The 22985-nt window shown below is 61.0% G+C and carries 22 protein-coding genes, 1 tRNA gene and 1 riboswitch; of the genes, 8 read left to right on the forward strand and 15 right to left on the reverse strand.

What is annotated here, in order from left to right; all coding sequences use genetic code 11:
* Positions 1–479: 479 nt before the first annotated feature.
* On the forward strand, positions 480–1493 hold the full coding sequence (locus OEZ49_RS17505; RefSeq protein ID WP_263389523.1) for a GlxA family transcriptional regulator: 1014 nt from the start codon (positions 480–482) through the stop codon (positions 1491–1493).
* 337 nt (positions 1494–1830) lie between these two features.
* On the opposite strand, the gene OEZ49_RS17510 is transcribed toward OEZ49_RS17505, so the two are convergent.
* From OEZ49_RS17510 to OEZ49_RS17520, 3 genes are all read right to left on the reverse strand, one after another.
* Positions 1831–2808 carry an ABC transporter substrate-binding protein gene (locus OEZ49_RS17510; RefSeq protein WP_263389524.1) on the reverse strand — a complete coding sequence of 326 codons (978 nt, stop codon included), beginning with the start codon at positions 2806–2808 and terminating at the stop codon, positions 1831–1833.
* Positions 2809–3082: 274 nt separating this feature from the next.
* Positions 3083–4087, reverse strand: a complete 1005-nt coding sequence (locus OEZ49_RS17515; protein WP_263389525.1) for an ABC transporter substrate-binding protein — start codon at positions 4085–4087, stop codon at positions 3083–3085.
* Positions 4088–4117: 30 nt separating this feature from the next.
* The gene (locus OEZ49_RS17520) at positions 4118–6934 is read right to left on the reverse strand and encodes an MFS transporter (RefSeq protein ID WP_263389526.1); all 2817 of its coding nucleotides are present in this window, start codon (positions 6932–6934) and stop codon (positions 4118–4120) included.
* An 846-nt stretch (positions 6935–7780) separates the two neighbouring features.
* Between OEZ49_RS17520 and OEZ49_RS17525 the strand changes: the two genes are divergently transcribed.
* Genes OEZ49_RS17525 through OEZ49_RS17535 form a run of 3 tightly spaced genes read left to right on the forward strand, consistent with a single transcriptional unit; the run spans position 7781 to position 9529 of the window.
* Positions 7781–7984: a helix-turn-helix domain-containing protein gene (locus OEZ49_RS17525; protein ID WP_058272705.1), complete on the forward strand. Its 204-nt coding sequence runs from the start codon at positions 7781–7783 to the stop codon at positions 7982–7984.
* Positions 7984–8490: a helix-turn-helix domain-containing protein gene (locus tag OEZ49_RS17530; RefSeq protein WP_263389527.1), complete on the forward strand. Its 507-nt coding sequence runs from the start codon at positions 7984–7986 to the stop codon at positions 8488–8490. Before OEZ49_RS17525 ends, OEZ49_RS17530 begins: the two co-directional genes overlap by 1 nt.
* Positions 8468–9529 carry a tyrosine-type recombinase/integrase gene (locus OEZ49_RS17535; protein WP_263389528.1) on the forward strand — a complete coding sequence of 354 codons (1062 nt, stop codon included), beginning with the start codon at positions 8468–8470 and terminating at the stop codon, positions 9527–9529. Before OEZ49_RS17530 ends, OEZ49_RS17535 begins: the two co-directional genes overlap by 23 nt.
* Here OEZ49_RS17535 and OEZ49_RS17540 read toward each other — a convergent pair.
* The 3 genes from OEZ49_RS17540 to OEZ49_RS17550 all read right to left on the reverse strand — a co-directional run bounded on the left by OEZ49_RS17540 (position 9511) and on the right by OEZ49_RS17550 (position 12337).
* The gene (locus OEZ49_RS17540; protein WP_263389529.1) at positions 9511–11373 is read right to left on the reverse strand and encodes a 7-cyano-7-deazaguanine synthase; all 1863 of its coding nucleotides are present in this window, start codon (positions 11371–11373) and stop codon (positions 9511–9513) included. The genes OEZ49_RS17535 and OEZ49_RS17540 overlap by 19 nt on opposite strands.
* Positions 11348–12127, reverse strand: coding sequence for a hypothetical protein (locus OEZ49_RS17545; RefSeq protein WP_263389530.1), 780 nt, complete (start codon positions 12125–12127; stop codon positions 11348–11350). The genes OEZ49_RS17540 and OEZ49_RS17545 overlap by 26 nt, the downstream gene beginning before the upstream one ends.
* Before the next feature lie 134 nt (positions 12128–12261).
* A tRNA-Lys gene (locus OEZ49_RS17550) sits at positions 12262–12337 on the reverse strand.
* Positions 12338–12555: 218 nt separating this feature from the next.
* On the opposite strand from OEZ49_RS17550, the gene dapF reads away from it, so the two are divergent.
* Genes dapF through OEZ49_RS17565 form a run of 3 tightly spaced genes read left to right on the forward strand, consistent with a single transcriptional unit; the run spans position 12556 to position 15190 of the window.
* Complete coding sequence (gene dapF / locus OEZ49_RS17555; RefSeq protein ID WP_397545684.1) at positions 12556–13389, forward strand: diaminopimelate epimerase; 834 nt, start codon at positions 12556–12558, stop codon at positions 13387–13389.
* Positions 13386–14642, forward strand: coding sequence for a tRNA (N(6)-L-threonylcarbamoyladenosine(37)-C(2))-methylthiotransferase MtaB (mtaB, locus tag OEZ49_RS17560; protein WP_263389532.1), 1257 nt, complete (start codon positions 13386–13388; stop codon positions 14640–14642). Before dapF ends, mtaB begins: the two co-directional genes overlap by 4 nt.
* 8 nt (positions 14643–14650) lie before the next feature.
* Positions 14651–15190, forward strand: a complete 540-nt coding sequence (locus tag OEZ49_RS17565) for a chloramphenicol phosphotransferase CPT family protein (RefSeq protein ID WP_263389533.1) — start codon at positions 14651–14653, stop codon at positions 15188–15190.
* 80 nt (positions 15191–15270) lie between these two features.
* On the opposite strand, the gene OEZ49_RS23070 is transcribed toward OEZ49_RS17565, so the two are convergent.
* The 8 genes from OEZ49_RS23070 to OEZ49_RS17600 all read right to left on the reverse strand — a co-directional run bounded on the left by OEZ49_RS23070 (position 15271) and on the right by OEZ49_RS17600 (position 21093).
* A complete protein-coding gene (locus tag OEZ49_RS23070) occupies positions 15271–15639 on the reverse strand; it encodes an HNH endonuclease (RefSeq protein WP_397545683.1) in 369 nt (122 codons plus the stop codon).
* A 280-nt stretch (positions 15640–15919) separates the two neighbouring features.
* On the reverse strand, positions 15920–16441 hold the full coding sequence (locus OEZ49_RS17570) for a helix-turn-helix transcriptional regulator (protein ID WP_239059699.1): 522 nt from the start codon (positions 16439–16441) through the stop codon (positions 15920–15922).
* On the reverse strand, positions 16438–17016 hold the full coding sequence (locus tag OEZ49_RS17575) for a cytochrome b/b6 domain-containing protein (RefSeq protein WP_263389534.1): 579 nt from the start codon (positions 17014–17016) through the stop codon (positions 16438–16440). The genes OEZ49_RS17570 and OEZ49_RS17575 overlap by 4 nt, the downstream gene beginning before the upstream one ends.
* Positions 17013–17267: a PepSY domain-containing protein gene (locus OEZ49_RS17580; RefSeq protein WP_263389535.1), complete on the reverse strand. Its 255-nt coding sequence runs from the start codon at positions 17265–17267 to the stop codon at positions 17013–17015. Before OEZ49_RS17580 ends, OEZ49_RS17575 begins: the two co-directional genes overlap by 4 nt.
* 303 nt (positions 17268–17570) lie before the next feature.
* Positions 17571–18362 (reverse strand): cytochrome c1, encoded by a 792-nt coding sequence (locus OEZ49_RS17585; protein WP_263389536.1) that lies wholly within the window; start codon positions 18360–18362, stop codon positions 17571–17573.
* A gap of 18 nt (positions 18363–18380) precedes the next feature.
* Complete coding sequence (petB, locus tag OEZ49_RS17590) at positions 18381–19709, reverse strand: cytochrome b (RefSeq protein WP_164128421.1); 1329 nt, start codon at positions 19707–19709, stop codon at positions 18381–18383.
* A 12-nt stretch (positions 19710–19721) separates the two neighbouring features.
* Complete coding sequence (petA, locus tag OEZ49_RS17595) at positions 19722–20282, reverse strand: ubiquinol-cytochrome c reductase iron-sulfur subunit (protein WP_263389537.1); 561 nt, start codon at positions 20280–20282, stop codon at positions 19722–19724.
* A 199-nt stretch (positions 20283–20481) separates the two neighbouring features.
* A complete protein-coding gene (locus OEZ49_RS17600; protein ID WP_263389608.1) occupies positions 20482–21093 on the reverse strand; it encodes a glutathione S-transferase in 612 nt (203 codons plus the stop codon).
* Positions 21094–21263: 170 nt separating this feature from the next.
* On the opposite strand from OEZ49_RS17600, the gene OEZ49_RS17605 reads away from it, so the two are divergent.
* Entirely contained in the window at positions 21264–22154 is an 891-nt protein-coding gene (locus OEZ49_RS17605; protein ID WP_263389538.1) for an alpha/beta fold hydrolase, read from the forward strand.
* On the opposite strand, the gene OEZ49_RS17610 is transcribed toward OEZ49_RS17605, so the two are convergent.
* Complete coding sequence (locus OEZ49_RS17610; RefSeq protein WP_263389539.1) at positions 22151–22768, reverse strand: FMN-binding negative transcriptional regulator; 618 nt, start codon at positions 22766–22768, stop codon at positions 22151–22153. The two genes, OEZ49_RS17605 and OEZ49_RS17610, sit on opposite strands and share 4 nt — an antisense overlap.
* Before the next feature lie 61 nt (positions 22769–22829).
* A riboswitch (FMN riboswitch) is annotated at positions 22830–22981 on the forward strand.
* The last annotated feature ends 4 nt before the right edge of the window (positions 22982–22985 follow it).

The following is a 22985-nucleotide window of genomic DNA, read 5'->3' on the forward strand; positions in this document are numbered from 1 at the left end:
TTCAGACCTCCCTTTTGGGAGTTTGAATCAGAACCTAGACCAGATGGGAATCCTGAATCTCAACAGACCCTAGGGCGATATAGAAAATGACCGCTTTCTTATTCCAGCGGACGTTGGCTGAAAACAGTGCAAAGGTCCGCGTTACGGACTTAGTAGACATTGGAATCGGGGCAAGCTAACGGTCTCTCATCAGCGGTCCGCCGGGCCCGAGATAAATCGCTGAGCTCCACACCTTTTCCGAAACTCTGCATTCTTCGGCTCTACTTTCCTGGTCAACTTTCCGACCGTCTTCTCTTGAAGCAACCCCCTTCGAAAAGATGAGCCATTCACGTCCAAAAAACAGTTCCCAAACTGTGTTCATCAGATCCGACCCTCCTGCCAAACACGAACGCATAGAGGTTTGGTGACATTTCTGGTTGGGCGTGAGAGGCAAAAAGCCTAAAACGGAGCCAAATTCACCACTTTTGGTCAACTCGCCCATGCCATTGTCAGTTCAGATTGTCGCAACTCCAGAAGCCAGTGCGTCCAGTGTGTTTGGTTTATATGACACGCTGGTCGCTGCAGGCCGGGACTGGGAACACCTGGTGAGCGGCGATGAGCCTGAGCCAGTGTTTGACGTCAGTCTGGTTGGCCCGGATGTTGAGGGGTTTCGATGCGGAAGTGGAGTGTGGATCGCGCCAGACCAAGCATTTCACGACGCTGACAGCGCCGATATTGTTATTGTGCCCGGGCTGACGCTTTCACCGCACGAACGGCCTGACCCCGCTCAACACCCCTGCTTGTCTTGGCTTGCTGAACGCGACATGGCCGGGGCACGGGTGATGTCAGCCTGTACGGGAGCAGTCTATTTGGCGGAAATAGGTATCCTTGATGGGGTCGAAGCTACGACGCATTGGGCTTGGGAAGGCCTGTTCCGTCGGTACTATCCTGCCGTCCGACTACGCACCGACCGCGGCCTTTGCTTTTCCGATGCGTCCCGCGGCCCCGTTACGTCGGGCGGGACAACCGGATGGCAGGAACTTGCCACGTTCCTAATTGCGCATTACGGCGGCACACAAAGAGCAGTTCGCGCCGCAAAGGTATGGCTTTTGGCCAACCGTGGTGAACTTCAGGCTCCGTTCACGTCGTTGATCACCACAACGCCTCACGCTGACACGGTCATTGCTCAAGTCCAGGAATGGATCGCCGACCATTACGCGACCGATAACCCGGTTGGCGAAATGACAGACCGTTCCGGATTGCCGCCCACTACATTCGCGCGACGCTTCCGCAAAGCGACCAACAAGTCGCCGCAAGACTACGTTTTAGCCTTGCGAATTGAAGAAGCACGGCAGCTGCTTGAAACCACCGATATACCGATAGCAGATGTTGGAGAGGCAGTAGGTTATGTTGATACGCCGTCGTTCAGGAAGTTATTCAAGCGCAAGACCGGACTGACTCCTGCGGAACATCGCAAGATGTTCGGCAAGTCACGGTTCTTGAGCTATTCCTGAAGAGCCACGTTCCAGATTGGCGAGTTTCCTGTCCGCATCGGGCTCTGAGCCCGTATTCGCGGTGTTTGACATTAACGTCGCCTGCCGAAGCGTGAATGTCTCGGGTGCCACGGGCAAGGCCAAAGATCAATGGCTTGGCGTTTGTGGCGAACGGCCGGTTTCCTGCGGTCTGAGCCAAGGTGCGTGCCGCGGTCGCATTGGGCCGCTTCGAGCCCATATTGTCGATTGCTGCGCGGTGTAATAATGACGACTTTCTCCACAGAACGGCCATTTTGTTAGGCATACAATGGCCAATCGAGTTTTTTCCGCGCAGCGGAACCGGTTTCAGTTTTCGCGGTCAGTCATGAACCGTATCTGCAATCTGAAGAAAGGCGAAGGGCGGCATTCTGTTCAGCTCCCGCGCGACGTCCATGTTCACGACAATGGCAAAGTCGGCGGCGCGAACGATCGGCAAGTCGCCAGGACTTTCGCCGTCGCGCAGTATCCTCAGGGCCTGTTGCGCGGCAAGCCGTCCAACATCCTTGAGGTGCGCTGCCACGGAGATCAGCGCATCGCTTTTGCGCACGAGGTGCTCGTATGGGCTCACCACCGCCATGTCGCGAACAATCGCGCCACGCGTGAACGCGTCTGCGTTCCTTTGCAGGAACGAACTCGAGCCGATATAGATCCAGCGAACACCCGCTTCTTTCAGTCGGTCCAGCCAAGCTGGCAGGTCCTCTGGCTCCGGGCGCGCGCCGTCCTGGGACATGTCGACCGCGACCAGATTGAAGCCCATAGTCCGGGACAGGTCCACCAATTCATCATGCTTGATCACCGAGTTCGCCTCGTCCGAATTGTACAGGAGGCCCAGCGTATCAAAGCTGTCGTCATAGGTCTTGATGACCTGGATGTTCAGGGCTTCCTCCGGCCGGTTGAACGTGCCGGCCACGTTGGCACGACCGGTGCCATCGAAATCAACGGCGATACCTGCGCTGAAGGGGTTTGCGACATTCGTAAACACGACGGGGATCTCGCCGATAAATCCGTCGTCCCCTAGATCGTCAAAGGTGCCGACGACACCGAGTGTCGCGTTCGTGCCGTTCGTCAGGATCAGGTCTGCCTCAAGCTCACGGGCTTCGGCGACCAGGCCCGGCAGGCGAGACTTGTCCAGTTCATAGTCGCGCCAGACGATCTCGACATCAAAGCCGCTTTCCTCGACCTCGGCCTGAAAGCCCTCGCAGATGGGATCGCACATGTCGAAGGTAATGGCGAAAATCCTCTTCGTCTCTGCGATTGACGGAGACACAGAAAATGCTAAGAGCACCGATACCGCCATCAAGACGTTCAAGCTGCGCATCGGCCTCTCCCCTTCTTGAAGCTATGGGTGAGACAAGGTGAAAAGCCCAGGCATGTCAAGCAAAGCGGATTCGGTACGATGTCACCTGTCACGCCCATGGATCCTATCAGGGTGCGGTGAAGAAATGGAGGCTTGGTCGGAGTTTGCGATCAGGCCGATAATCGGGTCTCGGCGGGATTTTCGCGACTCTCGTGACCGTTGGCTTGCTAAGGCAGTCCGGGTCCACCGACAGGCCACTGCCAATCGCCCGTGATCAGTGCTGAACCGTCTCGGCTATCTGCAGGAAGGCGAAGGGCGGGATTTTGTCGAGTTTCCGGGCGACGTCCATATTGACGACATATGCGAAATCGGTCGCGCTTAGGATCGGGAGGTCCCCCGGGGCGATGCCGTCGCGCAGGATGGTAAGCGCCTGTCGCGCGGCGAGGCGGCCCACATCCTCTTCCCGTGCCGCGATCGACAGAAGCGCGCTGTCGTTGCGCACGAGAACCTCGTAGGGACTGATGATTGCGATGCCATTCTCGACCGCAGACTCTGTGAACAGTGTTCCGTTCTGACGAAGGAACGAAGATGACCCTAGGTAAAGCCATTCGACCCCGGCTGCGGCCAGTTCAGCCATCCGCGCAGGGATCTGCGCGGGATCTGGCGGCCCCGAGACACCTGGCTGGACCTCGAGCGCAATCAATTCCACGCCAAGTGTCGGGGCGAGCGCGGCAAGTTCGTCGCGCTTGATGACCGAGTTCTCTTCGTTGCTGTTGTAAAGAAGGCCGAGCCGGTCGAACTTGGCGTCGTAACTGCGCACGACCTCAATGTTCACGGCCTCGGGAACGCGATTGAAGGTGCCCGCAACATTTTCGCGCCCGCTACGTGCGAAGCTTTCGGCGATACCGGTGCCGAATGGGTCGGCCACCTGAGTGAAGACAACCGGAATATCGGATAGGAACTGCGGGTCACCGACATCCTCCAACCGTCCGATCGTTCCCAGCGTTGCACTAGTCCCATGCGTGATGACGAGAGCCACCTTGTTGGCCCGGGCCTCTTCAAGCAGCGCCGGCAGGCGCGAAATGTCCTGCTGAAGATCGCGGACGTCCAATTCGACATCATAGCCGCTTTGCGCCAATTCCGATTGTACGCCGTGGCACAGTTCATCGCACCCGTAGTAAAATACCCCGAGAATGACTTTCGTATCTGCCCACGCCGGGACAGAGAAGGAAACATGAAGACAAAAGACCACAGCAAGTTTTGAAACGACAGTTTTCATCGGGTACCTCAGTCGGATCAACAAGAACAGTCACCGGTCAGACCGCTGCGATGTCAAGAAATTCATGCCGCCCATGACGGCGAAAAGGGCACCTCCGGCCATCGTCCAGACCGCGATTGCCAGCGTCGCGGCAGCGTGCCCCGTTGCTCCCGAGAGCCAAGCCACAAGGATGAGGCCGACAACACTGCCAAGGCGTTCACCGGTGCGCAGGGCGCCAAGGACGGTTGCAGGTCCGAGCCCGGTGACTTTCGCCTCCGAAAGGCTCAGGGCAAGGGAAACCTGGGTTCCCCGCACCAGCGCGCCGCCCGCGCCGGTGCCGATCATGGCAAGCGCCATGGTCAGCTGGGACGGCGCGGCGGCAATGGGAAGCAAGGAGATTCCGGCAAGGGCCGCTCCGAGGATACAAAGAACCGTGCCGGGCATCCGCAACAGGCCTTCCAGGCGCCCTGCAAGCGGGCTGACTACCATGACCGTGACGAAGTAGAGCATGAGAATCCGGCCGATTTCGGCTGCCGACGCTCCCTGCGCATTCAGGGTGAGCGCGGCGAGGTAGGAGACAAAGGCCTGCAAGACCACTGCCGCAGGGATGGCAATTCCGAAAATCAGGGCGGCGAGATGCCCATCAGCCAGAACACGCCATTTCGCGCCTCGGGTCGATGTGGCGGCCTTTTCCATGTCTATCCGGCCGATGTCGGGCGCAATCAATTTCCAGCTCAGCAGGGCGGATGCCGCAATCAGGGCGGCACTGACCAGAAAGACATTCGATGGCCCCAGTCGGTCGGCCAACACGCCACCCAGCGCCACTCCGGAAAACACGCCGCCAAAGAGGACGAGGCTGAAGATGCCAAGCATTCGATCCCGGTCTGCCTTGGTTGCGACGCTCAGAACATAGTCCTGTGCGGCAAGGGTCACGAGCGCGTAACCGAAACCGGTAACCGCGCGCCAGAGGATGATCTCCTGAGCCGTGCTGGCCGCGAACAGGCCGATATGCGCGGCCAGCGTCGGGATTGCCGCGGCGAAAAAGAGCCCCCTGACCCCGAAGCGCTCGACCAGCAAGCGCGCATAGGGCGACATGATCACGATGGCCAACAGGTAACCGGCAAGCGGCAACGAGATCAGGACGGATTGGTTCAGCCACGGCCAAAGATTGTCCGCCGCGCGGGTATAGATCGGCAAAAAAGCCAGCGGTAATTCGTCCGCCGCTGCAAACAGAAAGAGAGCAAGCCGAATGTCGGAAAAGGACGATGTCTCCAGCAGCTTTGGTCCGCCCGGAGAGAGACCGAACCGCCCGCCGACGGACTGGAGAGCGGCGCGGCCCGGTGCGGTGGCGGTCTCGACAGCCTTGGCAAAGGCCCCGTGCAGTGTCTCGGCTCGGTTCGAGACACTGCTCAGGATTGCCTGAACCGAATCCTGTCCGACGACAGAGACCCGCCGCGAGAAATCGCCCGCCGCCTGCATGGCGCTCAGCCTTTGCAGCCGCGCCAATCCGCCTGTCAGAGTGCGTCCGGTGAGCAGCAGCATCACCTCCCACGCAAGCAGGACCGTCACCAGCAGGATCACCGTTTCGTCAAGCAAGACGTCCCGGAACCGTTGCGCGATCAGGCGCGGGTCTATGTCGATGACAACATAGGCGATCTCTTTGCCGTCATGCAGGATCGGATGGCTCCGCACGCCGCGCCGCTCTCTCGGCGGTGCGAGATAGGGGTCGATGCGCTCGCCTGCCTCAATCACGATCCGCCCGGTTGCGATGGCGATGTAGGCCACTTCCGGCAGCCGCTTGAGCATGTCGCCAAAGAACTGGTCCGCCCCGACGATCTCATCGAGGCCTATTCCGCTGTCGAGAGCGTGCTGGACGTTCTCGCTGACGACGGTACCGATCAGGTCGGTTCGCGCAGCGAGTTCAGGCTCGACCGATCTGGTGACGGCACGCATAAGCACCGTGCCCAGCATCATGGCCGAGGCAATGAGCAAGACAATCGTGATCGGCAGAACCCGCGCAAGTATCAGGGTTTTCAACCGGCCAGTTCGCTCCGGTGAAACCTCTTCGGTCTGAGCGGACGGGGACTGGGAAGAGAACGGCCGGCCCTCCGCAGAGGCGGCAATGGCCCGCTGCGCCTCGTCATAGGCCGCCTCGGCGTCGTGCAGGCTCCGCGCCAGCCGCGAGAACTCTGCGTCGAGAGCCCCATGTTCTGGCGATCTGTCCGGCGGCACGGCGGACGCAACAGCTTTTCCATGGCTGTAGGTACTCAAAAGCTCCGCCAGTCTGCGCCGCGGTCGGTCGAGAACCAGATAGATCAGAATGAAAGCGAGAGTGGATGTTCCGATCAGGATCACAAGTGCGCTGCGCAACGTGATACGTACAATGTCTTGCGACGCAGTTTCCAGGAGCTCATGCGGATATTCCACGATAACGGCGCCCGATACCGGCCCGTCTTGCGCTCGGCGAATGGAAAAGCCGCTATAAAGCGTGTCCGCGGTCTCGTGCCCCCAGAAGTCGCCGTCCGCAAGCCGCATGGCTGTCAGCACATCCTGTGGCAGTGTTGTGGGTTTCGTTCCCGTGGTATGGGCCACGATGCCACTGGGGTTTATCGCGTGCACCGCCACGATCTTGGGATCAATGTACATGCCACGGGCCACGATGCTGTCGCCATCCCGTAGCATCGATATAGGCAGGCCAAGGTCGAGAACTGGTCGGAAGGTCTCTGCCGTCGTCTGGGCTATGACGGCGATGCGCTGGCGCAGCAGTTGGGAGTAGAGCGCGTTGTGCTGCAGGACCAGTAGGACAGAGAGCACTGCAAGCGCGATTCCAATCACCAAGGTGGTGACGATCCAACTTCGAAATCGCATTGGCGCCCTTCTGAAGGTTCCCGGGGCGGATCAAACAGCGCAATCTGCCCGTCACAAACCCAAGGATGGCCGATTGAACCAATCATATCAAGGACGCATACGTAAGGACATCTCACGCATGCTCCAGGCCCACGAGCCACGAGGTGCCGCGATGATTTATCAGACTTCGAATGGAGTTCGAGGATCAGTGCGCCCGAGCTTTGCGTCCCGACCAATCCAACACAAATTGCGCCTTGGTAAAAGTTAACCAGAGCCGGAAAGTAGGAATTGGTGCAAAACGCAGTTCACTCCGTTTTTCGCCATTCAGTCGGGGCCGTTATGCGCTCAGGTTTTGTAGTAGGTCTGCTACGTGCTACACAGCGGTCATCGCCCGAACCGTTTCGAAAGGCGGCAAGGTCCGCATGTGAGACGCTCGAAACCGGCGCAGCGAAGGTCCGGTTCAGAAAATGATCTTGAAGCCCGGACTGAACGGCAGCTTTCGCCGTTTCGACTCGGGTTTCTCGCGGTCGCAGAGAATAGCCGGTGTCCGCCCTTCGAGACGGTTTCTGCGCACTTAGCCAACTTACAGTATGGGCTCGAAGCCGTCTTCGAAGTATTTTTGATTAACGTCAGCTTTCGGGCCATTTGCAGACACTGATTCCCACGCGGTTTGGATCGCGAGGTCACGCATTTTGTGGATATGTCACACCTTTTCGTCTCGGCGTATTTAGTATCAATGGCTTAGCTTTGGTACTTGTCACGCTTTCCGGGGCAGTTGCCACATACTTCCAAACTCTGAACCATCAGATTCTCAATTGTAGAAGCGGACCGAACTTCCTCGTGCCGCAGTGAGCAATTGAGGTTGATATGCCCAAGTTGACACAAGATCAGCTGGCGGAGCGGTGGCACATGTCGCCGCGGACGCTGGAGCAGTGGCGGTGGCTCGGAAAGGGCCCCAGGTTTTTGAAGATCGGAGCGCGCGTGCTCTACGATGAAGGCGTGATCGAAGCCTTTGAGGAGGCGCAGGTCTGCCAGAATACATGCGGACCGATTTCCGGGGAGGGTGTGTAATGGCAAAGTCCTTCCCCTCACACAAAGTCAAATCGCACCTTGTCTACACAGTCTGGGAGGTGGCGGACGTTTTGGGCTGTCATCGCCAGACCGTCATTCGCTGGATTGGGAACAACGGACTTGCGGCTGATACCAGCAGCAAGCCTTGGTTGATCGAAGGACATGTGCTCAAGGACTTCCTTGGACAAAGACAACGCAAGGCGCGGTGCAAGTTGGCATTGCATCACTGCTACTGCCTCAGCTGCAGAGGTCCGCGTGAGCCCGACGGCAAGATTGCGGATTACGTTCAGGAAACGGTTGCCAGCGGCCGCCTAACAGCCCTCTGTCCGACGTGTGGTGCGGTTATGAACAAGATCATTCGCCGTTCAGATCTGGAGGCCGTTCAGGCCAAATTGGAGGTCACACCTCAACAAGCATCCCCAAGATTAGTGTCCTGTACCGAACCCCATTCAAAAGTGACCTTGAAAGAGGAGCCCGAGACCTATGTCAAAACACGCCTCGGATAACCTGCGTATCAAGCGCAAACACCTCGTCTGGCTGAAGGACGCAAAGGGGCTGTCGCAATCTTCGATCGACAAAGCTGCAGCGTCGATTGCCATCTATGACAGATGGCTCAAAGGTAAGGACTACAGGGCGTTCCATTCAGAAAAGGCGCGCGCGTTCAAACGCCATCTGGAAGGTCTACGCAATGACCGCACAGGCGCTTCATTGTCGCCTGCCACGATCAACGGCGTGCTGCGCGACGTCATGAAGTTCTTTGACTGGATGGCGGACCAACCGGGGTACAAGTCCAGGATCTCCCGCGCCGACATTGCCTATCTCACGCCGGATCGCAAATCGGAACAGGCCCGTCGCGGCACCCTTTGGAAACCGCATCCGTCTCCCGAACAGGTTGAACGCCTGTTGTCTGAGATGCCCATAGAAACAGTCATCCAGCGCCGTGATCGTGCGCTGATCGCCTTCTTGTTTCTGACTGGGTCACGTGAGGGCGCGGCGATTACAGTGCGGCTGCGTCATGTCGACCTTGCCAATAAATGCGTGCAGTTTGACGGCCGTTCGGTGGACACCAAGTTCGGAAAGTCCTTCACGACCAGTTTCTATCCCTTCGGAGATCAAGTCGAAGCAATCCTGCAGTCGTGGATCATGGAGCTTCGTCAGGAGCATCTTTTCTCAGACACAGATCCTCTCTTCCCAAAAACACGCGTCGCCGTTGGGCTGTTGAGATGCTTTGAGGCAGTTGGCATCGCGCGCGAGCCTTGGGCAGGCCCGTCATCAGCGGCCAGGATCTTTAAGCAGGCTTTCGTCGACGCCGGACTGCCCCCGTTTTCGCCGCACCGCGTGCGAGATACGATCGCTGAACTGGCAAAGCATCATTGCAGGACACCAGAGGATTACAAAGCCTGGTCGCAGAACATGGGGCACGACGACGTGATGACAACGTTCAGCTCTTACGGCTCCGTGGCTCCCGGGCGCCAGGTCGAACTGATGGCGCGGTTCCGCCATCGCGGACCGTTGTCAGACGATGATCAGGTCATCCAACGGTGACACCTTTTGCGCACCTTCACACGATCGGGTGCGAGCCGGTAGCCGTGCGATGGGATATTCTCGATCAGGTTTGCAGCGACATTGAGATCAATACCGGCGGATAGGAGGTTTTGCTTCAGTATTCTGCGGCCGTTCATCACCCTGCGTCGCGTCGCCTCTTCCGTTTCTAAGCCAAGTTCTTCAGCTAGCAGCCCGGCAGGGAGGCAAGTAAAATCATACGGATCAAGACCTTCACCAATACATCGGAGCCACTGTTCAGACAAAACGATCAGCAGGTCAGCCGTTGCGTTTTTCTTAAGCTCAACACGTTGATCGATCACAACCAAACGGGAGGCTTTGTCGATTTCCATGGTCAGCGGAAGCTGCTGTTTCTGAGTGTTTTCGACAGGTGCAGCAGGCACGAACGGCAAGGTCAAGGCGCTCTGCATCTCGCCATACAGTCTGGGCAAACTCTGTGCGGGGAACTCACCGGGTGACTTGCTTTCGAGAGTTCTGCGCATGACAGATGTGACCGCCTTGCCGTGGCGGTTAAGCAAATCTGCGATCATCGACATTGCTGTGTCTGGTGGACTGTCGAGATGATTGACCGCATCCAGAACAACCGGGAAACTCCGGGCCAGTGCATCTGGTGTGGCGTTCCCGAAGAACACTGCATTGCGTACGTAGGACAACGCCATCTCCCGGTCGGTCCCGTTCGGTCGAGCGTCCGACATAAGGTCCACGCGATAGGCATCTTCCGGGTCAAATCGCTCCAACCCCTTTGAAAGCATCGCGAACCGCCGATCGATACACTGCGAACAGCGCCCACAATGGAAGTATTGATGGGTTTGATTATGCACATCAGCGCAACTACGCGTCTCGATAATCTGGTCTGCTATCCCCAGTTGCGCAATGCGTTCCACGACTTCTGCTTTTGTGCGCGCGAAGTAGGGATTGTCGACGCGCATATCGTTCTCGAAAACAAGCCGCAGAAGACCGGTGAACAGCTTCAGTGTCTTTGGATGCGTGGTTCGCGTCGCTCGTGTTCCAACGACGTTGCCGACCGGCGGTAGGTTGAGGCTCACGACCCCGTTTTCATGGAACGACACGCGGTCCAGTCCAAAGGCCGTTGCAGTGATCGACCCAAGTACCGCAAACAGGAATGAGCGTGTGCGATGCGTTCTTTCCGCGGTCGATCGGCTCTTCAACTGGGCGGTCATGGGAATGTGACGGCACGTTTCCGGTCCGTACCGTTTGCTCAACGCTGATATCAGCCGTTTCTGGACTGGCGCTATTTTCGTGGACGAGGCATGACTGACCAAAGCAACCCGATGCTTCTGTTCTACGATTTCTTCCACAGCGCCCGCAAAGGAATCGAGCCCGCCGGAAAACATCAGGACGCGGTGGGGCTTCCATGAACTATTTCGGCCGAATTTGAAGAAGCGCGATCGCTCTGCATCCGGTTCGTCTTTGGTCGAAAAAGAAAATTCAAAGCGGTCGCCGGATAGAAACATCAACGTTTCTTCCAGAGCCTGTATTACGCTCTCACGTTGCCAGAAATCCAGATCGCGTACCGGCATGGTGGCTACGAACCGTCTGTGCCACTTCTCACCCATCTTCTGATCCGCCAGGCCACCACGGCTGACTGCCGCGTCCGCGCAATAGACAAGCGCGGCAATCTCCAGCAAATCGAGTGCACGATCCTGCAGGGCCTCGACCAATTGACGGTTCAATTGTCCAATCCGCAGCGTCATTGCGACTTCGCGGCCAGCAATGCCGAGACGCAGGACTTCATCACCGCCGCTTTTTGTCAGGGGCGGCAACCATCTGACTTCAACTTCAGGCAACGGCGCGACGGCGCCCAAACTCCGAGCGCATCTTTTTGAACGCATAAGCTGTGAACTTGTCTATTGCATCGCGATCAAGCGCCTGCTTCTGCCAGACGGTTTTGCCATACCAGCCGCCCGCATATTCTTCGACAATTCTAGACACTTCAAATGTGTGCTGGGCGAGGGCTTGTTGAAATGCCACTCGCTGTGCATCGGTGGAAAAGCGTCGATCCTCGCCAGTGTGATTGGCGAGTTCCCGGCTCAGATAGTAGTCTAGAGAGCGGTATGTCAGCCGGGCAAAGAAATCCCGCGAGAGTCTCGCAAATGCATCGCCCGAGGCGAAGCTCGCGAGTGCTTGGCGAATTTCTTGCGGTGTCGGTTCAAACAGGGATGGCAACCGGTCGTGCAGCTGAACGGAAAGGCTTTCCAAGAGCGCGACCTTCGCCAATTCTCCTGCATCTGAGGAACTTCGGAGATCGAAGCTGTTGCGACCAATGGCACGATCCAAACCGGCCAGCAAGCCGGTCACTGAACCGAGTTCCGACGTCGCAATGCCCAAGTCAGCCAAAGCGTCTTCGAAGCCCGGAGCCCTTGCAAGCAAAGGCAGCCTCACGAGGAGATCACTTACAAACTGAAACCTGGGGTCACGACTCGCCCGTGCGAGATCGCTCTCAGATGCATCCGCTGCGGCCTCGGCGATCTGTTCGACCGACGCATCGGTTGCGATCAGATCAACGACCTCTCGCCACTTCTTAGATCGAGGCAACGTGCCAAGCCTGATGTGTCCCATCAGTTCCTCCCTTGTCTGCAGAGTCGTGCAACCCTCGGGCGAATGTAAAGGGAAAAATGGGTATCTACGCTTACCCTACGCTTACCCTAAGCGAGTGCCAGGCATGAGATTGCCTCGTAAGTCTTTGAAAACAGTGGTGAGCCGTACAGGATTCGAACCTGTGACCCACTGATTAAAAGTCAGTTGCTCTACCAACTGAGCTAACGGCCCACTCTTTTGTCCGATCTTTCGATCCGTGGCGCTCTCTAAGCCATTTCGCCGAGGGGGTTCAAGAGCTTATTTGCGCCTCGTGTCGCTTTCGTTTCCGGCGTGTCCGGCGACCCGATAGGCGGCCTAATTAGGCAGGTGGCCGGAGGGGGTCAACCCCTTTTTTCCGGAATCTTTCCAGCGGGCTGGAATATTATCTGGCTCAGCGCTATATGGCCGCCATGACGCAGCAGCAGAACACTGGTTTGACCTTCATGAAGATGCACGGGCTGGGCAACGACTTTGTCGTTGTCGATGCGCGCACGCATCCGGTCGCCGTTTCGCCAGCGATGGCCCAGGGTATCGCGCATCGCCATTTCGGCGTTGGATTCGACCAGCTGGCGCTGATCGAACCGGGCAAGGGCGACGCACATCTGGTGTTTCTGAACGCCGACGGCTCGACCTCGGCCGCCTGCGGCAATGCCACCCGCTGTATCGCGCGCTACCTGATGGATGAGACCAGCAAGACCGAGCTGCACCTGACAACTGATCGCGGCGAACTGTTTGCGCGCAATGCAGGCAACGGGCTGACCTCGGTCAACATGGGGGCGCCGCAACTTCTGTGGCACGAGATTCCCCTGGCCGAAGAGTTGGACACGCTGGAACTGCCCATCGAGGGCAGCCCGACCGCCACCGGCATGGGCAATCCCCATTGCACCTTCTTCGTGGCCGATGCCGAAGCGATCCCGCTGGCCGAGTTCGGCGCCCGCTACGAACATCACCCGCTCTACCCGCAACGCACCAATGTGCAGGTGGCGCAAATTACCGGCCCCGACCGTATCCGCATGCGGGTCTGGGAGCGTGGCGTCGGCATCACCCTGGCCTCCGGCTCCTCCTCCTGCGCCACAGCCGTGGCCGCCGCGCGCCGGGGCCTCACGGGCCGCAAGGTGCAGATCGACCTCGACGGCGGCACGCTCTGGATCGACTGGCGCGACGATGGCGTCTGGATGACCGGCCCCACCATGCATGTGTTCAGCGCCACGCTGACGCCTGAGTTCCTGGCCAGCCTGGGATGAGCGCGCCAAAGTTCACCACGCTCGGCTGCCGACTCAATGCCTATGAGACGGAAGCGATGAAGGAATTGTCGGCCCAGGCCGGGCTGGACAATGCCGTCATCGTCAACACCTGCGCCGTCACGGCCGAAGCCGTGCGCAAGGCCCGTCAGGAGATCCGCCGCCTGCGCCGCGAGAACCCCACCGCCCGGCTGATCGTCACCGGCTGCGCCGCCCAGACCGAGCCCAAAACCTTCACCGCCATGGCCGAGGTCGACGCGGTGATCGGCAATACCGAAAAGATGCGCCCCGAGACCTGGAAGAGCATGGCCGCCGATTTCATCGGCGACACCGAAGCGGTGCAGGTCGATGACATCATGAGCGTGACCGAAACCGCCGGCCACCTGATCGACGGGTTCGGCACGCGGAGCCGCGCCTATGTTCAGGTGCAGAACGGCTGCGACCACCGCTGCACCTTTTGCATCATCCCCTATGGCCGCGGCAACTCGCGCAGCGTTCCGGCGGGCGTGGTGGTGGACCAGATCAAGCGGCTGGTGGATCGCGGCTATAACGAGGTCGTGCTCACCGGGGTCGACCTCACCTCCTGGGGCGCCGACCTGCCCGCAGGCCCTAAACTGGGCGACCTGGTGATGCGCATCCTGCGGCTGGTGCCCGACCTGCCGCGCCTCAGGATCAGTTCCATCGACTCGATCGAGGTGGACGAGAACCTCATGCAGGCCATCGCCACCGAACCGCGCCTGATGCCGCATCTGCATCTCAGCCTGCAACATGGCGACGACCTGATCCTGAAACGGATGAAGCGCCGCCACCTGCGCGACGACGCCATACGCTTTGCCGAAGAGGCCCGACGGCTCCGCCCCGAGATGACCTTCGGCGCCGATATCATCGCTGGCTTCCCGACCGAGACCGAGGCGCATTTCGAGAACTCGCTCCGGCTCGTCGACGACTGCCACCTGACCTGGTTGCACGTCTTCCCCTATTCCCGGCGCGAGGGCACGCCCGCCGCCAAGATCCCCAGTCAGGTGAACGGCAAGATCATCAAGGACCGCGCCGCCCGCCTGCGCGCCGCAGGCGACAGGCGCGTGGCGCTGCACCTTGCCGAACAGGTCGGCCGCAGCCACCGCATCCTGATGGAAAGCCCGCACATGGGCCGCACGGAACAGTTTACCGAGGTTGCCTTTGCCGCGCCCCAGCCCGAAGGCCGGATCGTCACCGCCACGATAACCGGCACCTCGGGCAGCCAGCTTTCGGTCTGAACCATCCCATGGCGACGGTTCTGTTCCTGCATGGCCCGTCCAGCAGCGGCAAGTCGACGATCGCCGCCGCAATTCGTGACGCATCGGACCGGCCCTGGCTGCATCTCTCCATCGATCACCTGCGCGACAGCGGCGCCTGGACACCCTCCGCCTACGCGAACTGGCCCGCCGCCCGGTCCGGTTTCTTCGAGGGGTTTCACCGCGCCATCGCCGGATTCGCCGATACCGGCAACGACCTGATCCTTGAACATATCCTCGACACACCCGGCTGGCATGCGCGCCTGCAACGCCTGCTCGCCACACATACGCTCCTCTTCGTCGGCGTTCACGCCCCGCTGGAAACCCTGACCCTCAGGGAACACCGGCGCGGCGACCGCCCCGCTGGCAGCGCAGCCCGCGACCATGCCCATATCCACAGCGGCCTAAATTACGATCTGGAGCTCGACGGCACCGCCAGCCCGCAGGACAACGCAGGCAAGGTGCTCTCGGCCCTGGCCTCGCCGCCAAACCCGTCGCGCTTCTTTCTGGTCGAAAATACTCCGGGGTGAATTGCCCGTAGGGCAAGAGGGGCAGCGCCCCTCCCCTACTCCGATCTGCCGGTAGCCCGGTAGCTCTTCCAACAACAGGCTCAAGAGGTGGATCGACGCAGTCGCCCCGCACAACGGAGGGCCGCCATGTGCCACTTACCTCTGGCCAATCGGCACCGAACTTTCGCCCTGTACTTGTCTGCCGGCATCGGAGTCGACGTCGCGTGACGTGTCTGGTTGCAGAAATGGCAAGCGGCGACAATGTTCTCCTCGGCGTCCGTCCCGCCATCACACCGCGCCGTCAAATGCTCGGCGGTACACCGAAACCGCTCTGCCTGCTTCCTGGTCAGCCCGGTTTGCCTGATGTAGTCGCTCGGATCGCCCGTCCACACGGGAAACCCACAATAGAAACAAACCCCGCCCTGAGCCTTCATGCGTTTGGTTCTGATAATTTGAATCGTCGCGGCCATACCGCTCCTCCGTCATCTTTCGTTTTCATGAAAGACGCGCAGCGGTCATTTTCGAATCCGCTCCGATACCGGGGGCCAATCGGCATCTCCCGACAACACTTTTCCCGTGTCGCGTCGGGGTCAGAATGATCAACGTCAAACTACCTGTCAACCTGTCACAGACCGTCCCCTACCAACCCTCAAGGAGCCTCCCGTTATGGGCAGATGTGTCCCGCTTCTTTCTGGTCGAAAATACTCCGGGGTGAATTGCCCGCAGGGCAAGAGGGGCAGCGCCCCTCTCCTACTCCGGATCCGCCAGCAGCTCTTCCATGAAGAGGCTCAGGAACTGCGTTCGCCCATCGACCCCCGCCTTGGCATAGATCGCCGCCGATTGCGCGCGGACCGTACCCGCCGCCCGGCCGCGCACCGTGGCGATGCTGTCGTTGTCCAATCCCTTCAGGATCATCAGCGCCACATCGCGTTCGGCAGGCGTCAGCCCCCAGGTGGAAAAGAACGCCTCGATCACCTCCGCCATCTCGCCCCGCGCCGCCATCAGCCCGGCGGTGACCCGGTCCATGCGCAACAAGAGCTGGCGCAGCTCGACGATCAGAACCCCCAGCCCCAAAAGCAGCACCACCGCGACAAAGCTTTCCATCCACAAATGACCCAACGCCTGCCCGTCACCGGCATAGAGGTCGAATGCAACATCGCCGATGAAGAACAGCGCGCACAGCGCCTGGATCGTGGTCATCCAGGCCAGGACCGCGGCCCGGCGCTCATCCGCGCCGCCGGGCCGCAGCAGTTTTCCGACCGCAAAGATCATTTGACCGGCCTGTCACCCGCGACCTGCTTGCGCCCGTTGGCCATCGCCCGCACCAGGGGCACCCCCGTCCGCCACTGGTCAAAGATCACGCCACCCACATGCAGGGCGACCGACAGCATCAGCCAGCCATAAGCCGCCTCGTGCAGCTCCTCGACCCAGTCGGCGCCGAAAAAGGCAACGGTTCCCATCATGATCCCGGTCGCCGACAACGCCAGCAGTGTAAGCCACAGGTTATAGACCATCAGCGCCCCCAGCGGGTTATGAGACAGATGCACCGCGCGGTCCCCGCTCAGCATGTCCCGCAGATGCCTCATGGCCGCAGCCGGGGACGGGGGGAAAGTGGTGAACCGCGCCGTTTTCGGGCCCACGATACACCACAAGAGGCGCAGCACAACCAGACCCAGCACCGCATAGCCGACCTGTTCGTGCAACCGGCCGTCCGGGTCAGTGACGCCCGCGTTCAGCAGCACGCCCAGGGCGACGCCCCAATGGGTGATGCGCACCAGCGGGTCCCACACCCGGTAGGTGCGGGCGCCCATGCGCCCGCCGCGTTCCCCGGCCACCCGACCGGTCATTTCGTCTTGATCTTGACGACCTTGCCGGTCGTCAGATCGACATAGACCTCGGCCATGGTCTTGTCCTTGACAACATAGGCCTCGATCTTGCCGTCTTCGGCCTCGGTCTTGCGCACCTCGTATCCAAGGTCCTTCAGGCTGGTGCGGACAGCTTCCTCGGTCGTGCCCAGCACGGTCTCGGTGGTCAGGTCCATGGCAAAAACGGGGGCAGCGGCCAGAGCCAGCGCGGCAACAAGAGACAGGGTTTTCATCTCGGATTCTCCTTCGGTCAGGGCCGGCGGGACATCCGCCGACACGACACGAAGCTGGCCGCGACAGCCCCTCGCCACCATGGGCCAAAGGCTTATCCCCCCGAAATAAGCGCGTGCTGATGCGCGTTTCGGGCAGATCTCGCCGAACCAGTCCCAAGTCAACTGCGGGTCGCGCTGCCCCGATGCGGTCTGGCGCGCCGTCGCGTTGCCGGCAGGCCCGACGCGCGGCCGATCGGCGGATCGGCAAAAGAAAACCCCCGCACCGGGGTGCGGGGGTTTCCGAAACCAAAGCGTCGAAGCGGCTTAGTGCTTCTTGCCCTTGTGCGGCGCCCAGAGGCGCTTGTTGGTCAGGTACAGCATGCTGGCCAGGATGGTCAGGAAGATCACGCCGACCAGACCGGCCTGCTTGCGAGCCATCATCTTGGGCTCGGCCGCCCACATGAGGAAGGCCGAAACGTCAGCCGCCATGTGGTGCAGGTCATTGGCGTGACCATCGGCAAATTCCACCTGCTCGTCGCTCAGCGGCGGCGCCATCGAGATCCAGCCACCCGGGAAGGCGGTGTTCTCGTACAGGATCGAACCTGCCTCTTCCTTTTCCTCACCGGTATAGCCGATCAGGAGCGAGGCGATGTATTCCGCGCCGCCGATCCCCTTGAGCAGCTGGTTGATGCCCAGACCGTAGGGGCCGTGGAAGCCCGCGCGCGCCTTGGCCATCATGCTGAGGTCCGGGGCGCCTGCGGCGGTGTTGGCCGGAAAGTGATCGGTCGGGATCGCCGGGCGATCGTCTTCCAGTTCCGGGTCATAGACCGAGAAAGTCTCGGACGCATAGGCGCGGACCTGTTCGTCGGTCCAGCCGATGCCATCCTCGTCGCCCAGCGTGCGCAGCGGCACGTATTTCAGGCCGTGGCAGGCCGCACAGACCTCGGTATAGACCTGAAGACCGCGTTGCAGCTGGTTCTGGTCATAGGTGCCAAAGGGGCCTTCGAACGAGAACTGGAAATCCTCGATATGCTGCTCGCCGCCGCCTGCCGCAAAGGATGCGACAGGAGCAAGCGCCAGGGCAAAAGCGGCACCGATTGCAAGTTTCTTGAACATGAGTTCCGGTCCCTCTTCTTACTCGGCCGGTGTGGCGTCAGACGCCGTGCCGTAGTGCGCGTTGAAGTCTTCCTCGATCGTGGCCGGCTGCGGCAGCGGCTTCTCGATCACACCCAGGATGGGCAGGATTACGAAGAAGTAGCCGAACCAGTAGGCCGAGGCGATCAGCGAGAACGATGCATAGGGCTCTTCCGCCGGCATCGCGCCCAGCCACATCAGGGCAAAGAAGTCGATGATCAGCAGGTAGAACCACCATTTGAACATCGGACGATACTTACCCGAACGGACCGACGAGGTGTCGAGCCAGGGCGCAAGCGCCATGGCCAGGATCGCGCCGAACATTGCCAGCACGCCAAAGAACTTGGCGTCGATGATGCCGCCGGTCACAAAGCTGGCGATCTGCACCACCCAGACCTCCGAGGTGAAGGCACGCAGGATCGCGTAGAACGGCAGGAAGTACCATTCGGGCACGATATGCGCCGGGGTCACCAGCGGGTTGGCCTCGATATAGTTATCGGGGTGGCCCAGGTAGTTCGGCATGAAGCCGACGATCGCCCAGAAGATCACCAGCACGATAGCCAGTCCGACCAGGTCCTTGATCACGAAATAGGGCCAGAACGGCAGCGTGTCCTTCTCGGCCTCGGCTTTCGACCCGCGACGAACCTCAACACCCGTGGGGTTGTTGTTGCCGGTGGTGTGGAAGGCCCAGATATGCACGACGACCAGCGCCGCGATGACGAAGGGCAACAGATAGTGCAGCGAGAAAAAGCGGTTCAGCGTGGCGTTGTCCACGGCGGGCCCGCCCAACAGCCAGGTCTGGATCGCCTCGCCCACAAAGGGGATGGCGCCGAACAGGCCGGTGATCACGGTTGCGCCCCAGAACGACATCTGACCCCACGGCAGCACGTAGCCCATAAAGGCGGTGCCCATCATGCAGAGATAGATCAGCATGCCGACGATCCAGGTGATCTCGCGCGGCGCCTTGTACGAGCCGTAGAACAGGCCGCGGAAGATGTGGATATAGACGGCGACAAAGAACAGCGAGGCCCCGTTTGCGTGCAGATACCGCAGCATGTGGCCACCGTTCACGTTGCGCATGATGTGCTCGACGCTGGCAAAGGCCATGTCGACATGCGGCGTGTAATGCATCACCAGCACGATGCCGGTAATGATTTGCAGCGCCAGGCAGAAGGCCAGGACGATGCCCCAGATCCACCACCAGTTCAGGTTCTTGGGGGTGGGGATCATGATGGTGTCATAGATCAGGCCGACGATGGGCAGGCGGCTGTGCAGCCACTTCTCGGCGCCCGTCTTCGGTTCGTAATGGTCGTGCGGAATACCGGCCATGAGCGCGCTTCCTTATCCCAGCTTGATGGTGTTTTCGTCGACGAACTCTGCAACCGGAATGTGCAGGTTCTCGGGCGCGGGACCTTTGCGGATCCGGCCGGAGGTATCGTAGTGCGAGCCGTGGCAGGGGCAGAACCAGCCGTGGAAATCGCCGGCGCCATCGCCCAGCGGCACACAGCCCAGGTGGGTACAGACACCCATCATCACCAGCCATTCGCCGCTTTCATCCAGCGAACGGTTCTCGTCGCTGGCATCGGCACCCGGCTTGTTGGGGTTCTCTGCGCTCTGGTCGATCAGCGCGCTCAGCTCGACGGCGCGGGCATCGCTGATCTCTTCCTCGGTGCGGCGGCGGATGAACACCGGCTTGCCCAGGAACTTCACGCTGATCTGGGTGCCCACTTCGACGCCGCTCACATCCACGCGAATCGACGACAGAGCCTGCACGTCGGCCGAGGGGTTCATTTGGTTGACCAGGGGCCAAACGGCGGCTCCCGTGGCTACGGCACCTGCGCCAGCCGTGGCGTAGTAGAGGAAATCTCTGCGGGTGCCTTCGTGATCTTCTGCGTGGGACACGAGGTTTTCTCCGATTCCAGCGCCCGGGTTCGGGCAAACATGCATGTACGCCGCACGGAATGCGGTGTCTCAGGGCGGGTATCTATCCGGGAGAAATCGGTTCGTCCAGCGGTCATAGGCGCGCAGGACGCCGCAGTTTGCCTTTCATGTCGCGGCAGAGCCACACAATTTCAAGCTCGACCCGGAATTTTTGCCCCCCTCAGGCCGCAGGCGGGCGCGTCGCGACCATCGAGGCACGCGATTCGAAATCGGTAAACCACGCCGCCAACGCCGGGTTCCCGTTGCGCCAACCGCGCGCGTCGTGCCGGAAATCGACATAGGCCAGCGCACAGGCCACCGCGATCTGTCCCATGTCCACCGGCCCCGCCAAATGCGCCATCCAGCGGCTCTCCAACGCGGCGCAGGCGCGGGCGATCTTGTTCCACTGCCCTTCGCTCCACGCGTCCCAGCGCATGTCCTCGGGCCGCAGCCGCCCCTCATAGGTCATCAACAGCGCCGCGTCGGTGATACCATCGCCCAGCGCCTCCAGAGTCATCGTGTTCCAGCACCCGTCGCCCTCGGGGTACAGCCCGCCCTTGTAACGCGCATCCAGATAGGCGGTGATCACCCGGCTGTCGAACAGGGTCGGCCCCTCGGGCCGTTCCAGCGCCGGCACCTTGGTCAGCGGGTTCTTGGCCAAAAGCGCCTCGGCCGGGACCAGCGGCGTGCCGCTGGCGGTCACCAGCTCGACATCGCCCAGCTTGCCGACCTCGTGCAGCAGCACCATGACCTTGCGCACATAGGGCGAGGTCGCGCTGTAATAGAGTTTCATCATGCTGCGCTCTCCTGAATTCGCAAATCGCGGCCCGAGAGGGCCGCAGGTACGCCAAGTGGTATCCGGCCCGCCCGCCAAATCAACCCCCGAACCTGACCTGACGTCGTGTTTGAGCATCCGGTACCCGCGCCGCTAGGCTGGCCGTACCCTCTGCAACCGGTATCCCGATGGACGCTCCCGCCCGCCCCGACCGCAAGTCCCGCCCGATTGGCGACATCACCCTGTCCTATGTCGAACGGCATCCCGAACTGCGCGGCCGGGGCAAGACCCTGTTCCTGTCGCACGCCACCGGGTTTCACGCTCGCGTCTGGGACCCGGTGATCGCCCGCCTGCCGCCGGTGCATTCGATCTGTGTCGACCTGCGCGGGCATGGTCACAGTTCCGGTGGCCCTTTCGACCATTGGCAGATCATCGGCCAGGACCTCGCCGCCCTGTTCGACACGCTCGACCTGCGCAACCTTGTCGCGATCGGCCATTCCATCAGCGGCCACGCCCTGACCCAGGCCACGTCGCTCAGCCCCGACAGGGTGGCCGCGCTGATGCTGATCGATCCGGTGATCATGGACCCGGCCTTTTACGAGGTTGGCGCCCGGATCATGTTGGCCGCAGGCCCGCACCCCGCCGCCCAGCGCAAGCGCGCCTTCACCGGCCCGGCCGAGATGTTCGCCCGATTCCGCGACCGCAGCCCCTATGCGCTCTTCACCCCCGAGGCGCTGCACGCCTATTGCGATCACGCCCTGCGCCCCGACGGCAAGGGCGGCCTGACGCTCGCCTGCGCGCCGGAGACCGAGGCTGCGACTTATGCCGCCGCCTTTTCCAACCCGGGCATCTTCGACCATGTGACACGGGTCGCCTGCCCGGTACGCGTGCTGCGCTCGGACCCGTTCGACCTGAAAACGATGCACGATTTCACCCGCTCGCCCACCTGGCCCGGGTTGGCGGCGGCCTTTGCCCATGGTACCGACATCCACCGCCCCGACCTGACGCATTTCATGCCGATGCAGGACCCCGATTTCGTCGCCGCCGAAATCGCCCGCGCCGCCGGGCTGGCGGCCTAGGACACCGCCCGCATCAACGCCGCCAGCGCCGCGAACTCGGAGCCGACCCCGGCGTCCTCCATCGCCTCTGCCGCGCCCATCCGCGCGGCATCAGGCTTGTTCTGGCCCAGTTTCCAGGTTCCCTTCACATCTTCGACTTGCAACCGGCAGGGCACGATCATTCGCATCATCCGCGCCAGCCCCTCAGGCTGCATCTTGTCCGCGACCCAGGGCGCCTTGGGTGTCAACCGCCCCTCGAACTCGGCCGAGAGCCGATCGAGCAACCCGCGCATCTCCTCCTGTGGCCGCAGCTCCAGCCGTCCGACCAGATGCACCGCGACGTAGTTCCAGGTCGGCACCTGCTCTTCGACCCCGTACCAGTCGGGCGAGACATAGCTGTCTGGCCCGCTGACCGCCAACCGTGCCGCCACCGGCTCGGACAGCAGCCGCACAATCGGGTTCGACCGCACCAGATGCAGCTCCGCCACGTCCCCGTCAGGGTTCAGCAGAAACGGCACGTGGCTGATCAGCGGCGCCCCCTCGGCCGCCACCGCCAGCACGCCAAACCCGCGCGCCCGGGCAAACTCCAGATTGCGCGCGGTGCTTTCGCCACGAAACGCCGGGTTGGGATGCATTGCGGTTCTCCTCTCCTGTCGATTCCGTCTTGCAGCGGCGTGCGCGCCTTGGCAAGTTCTCCCTCGTTCTCAGGGCGGGGCGGAATTCCCCACCGGCGGTATGCGGGTCAGACCCGCGAGCCCGCGAGCGGCCCCGACGCTTTGTTCGGGGTGTCAGCAGATCTGGTGAGACGCCAGAGCCGACGGTCACAGTCCGGATGAAAGAGAACGCACGGTC

The sequence above is a fragment of the Ruegeria marisflavi genome (genome assembly GCF_025673445.1).
GTDB classification, from domain to species: domain Bacteria; phylum Pseudomonadota; class Alphaproteobacteria; order Rhodobacterales; family Rhodobacteraceae; genus Ruegeria_B; species Ruegeria_B marisflavi.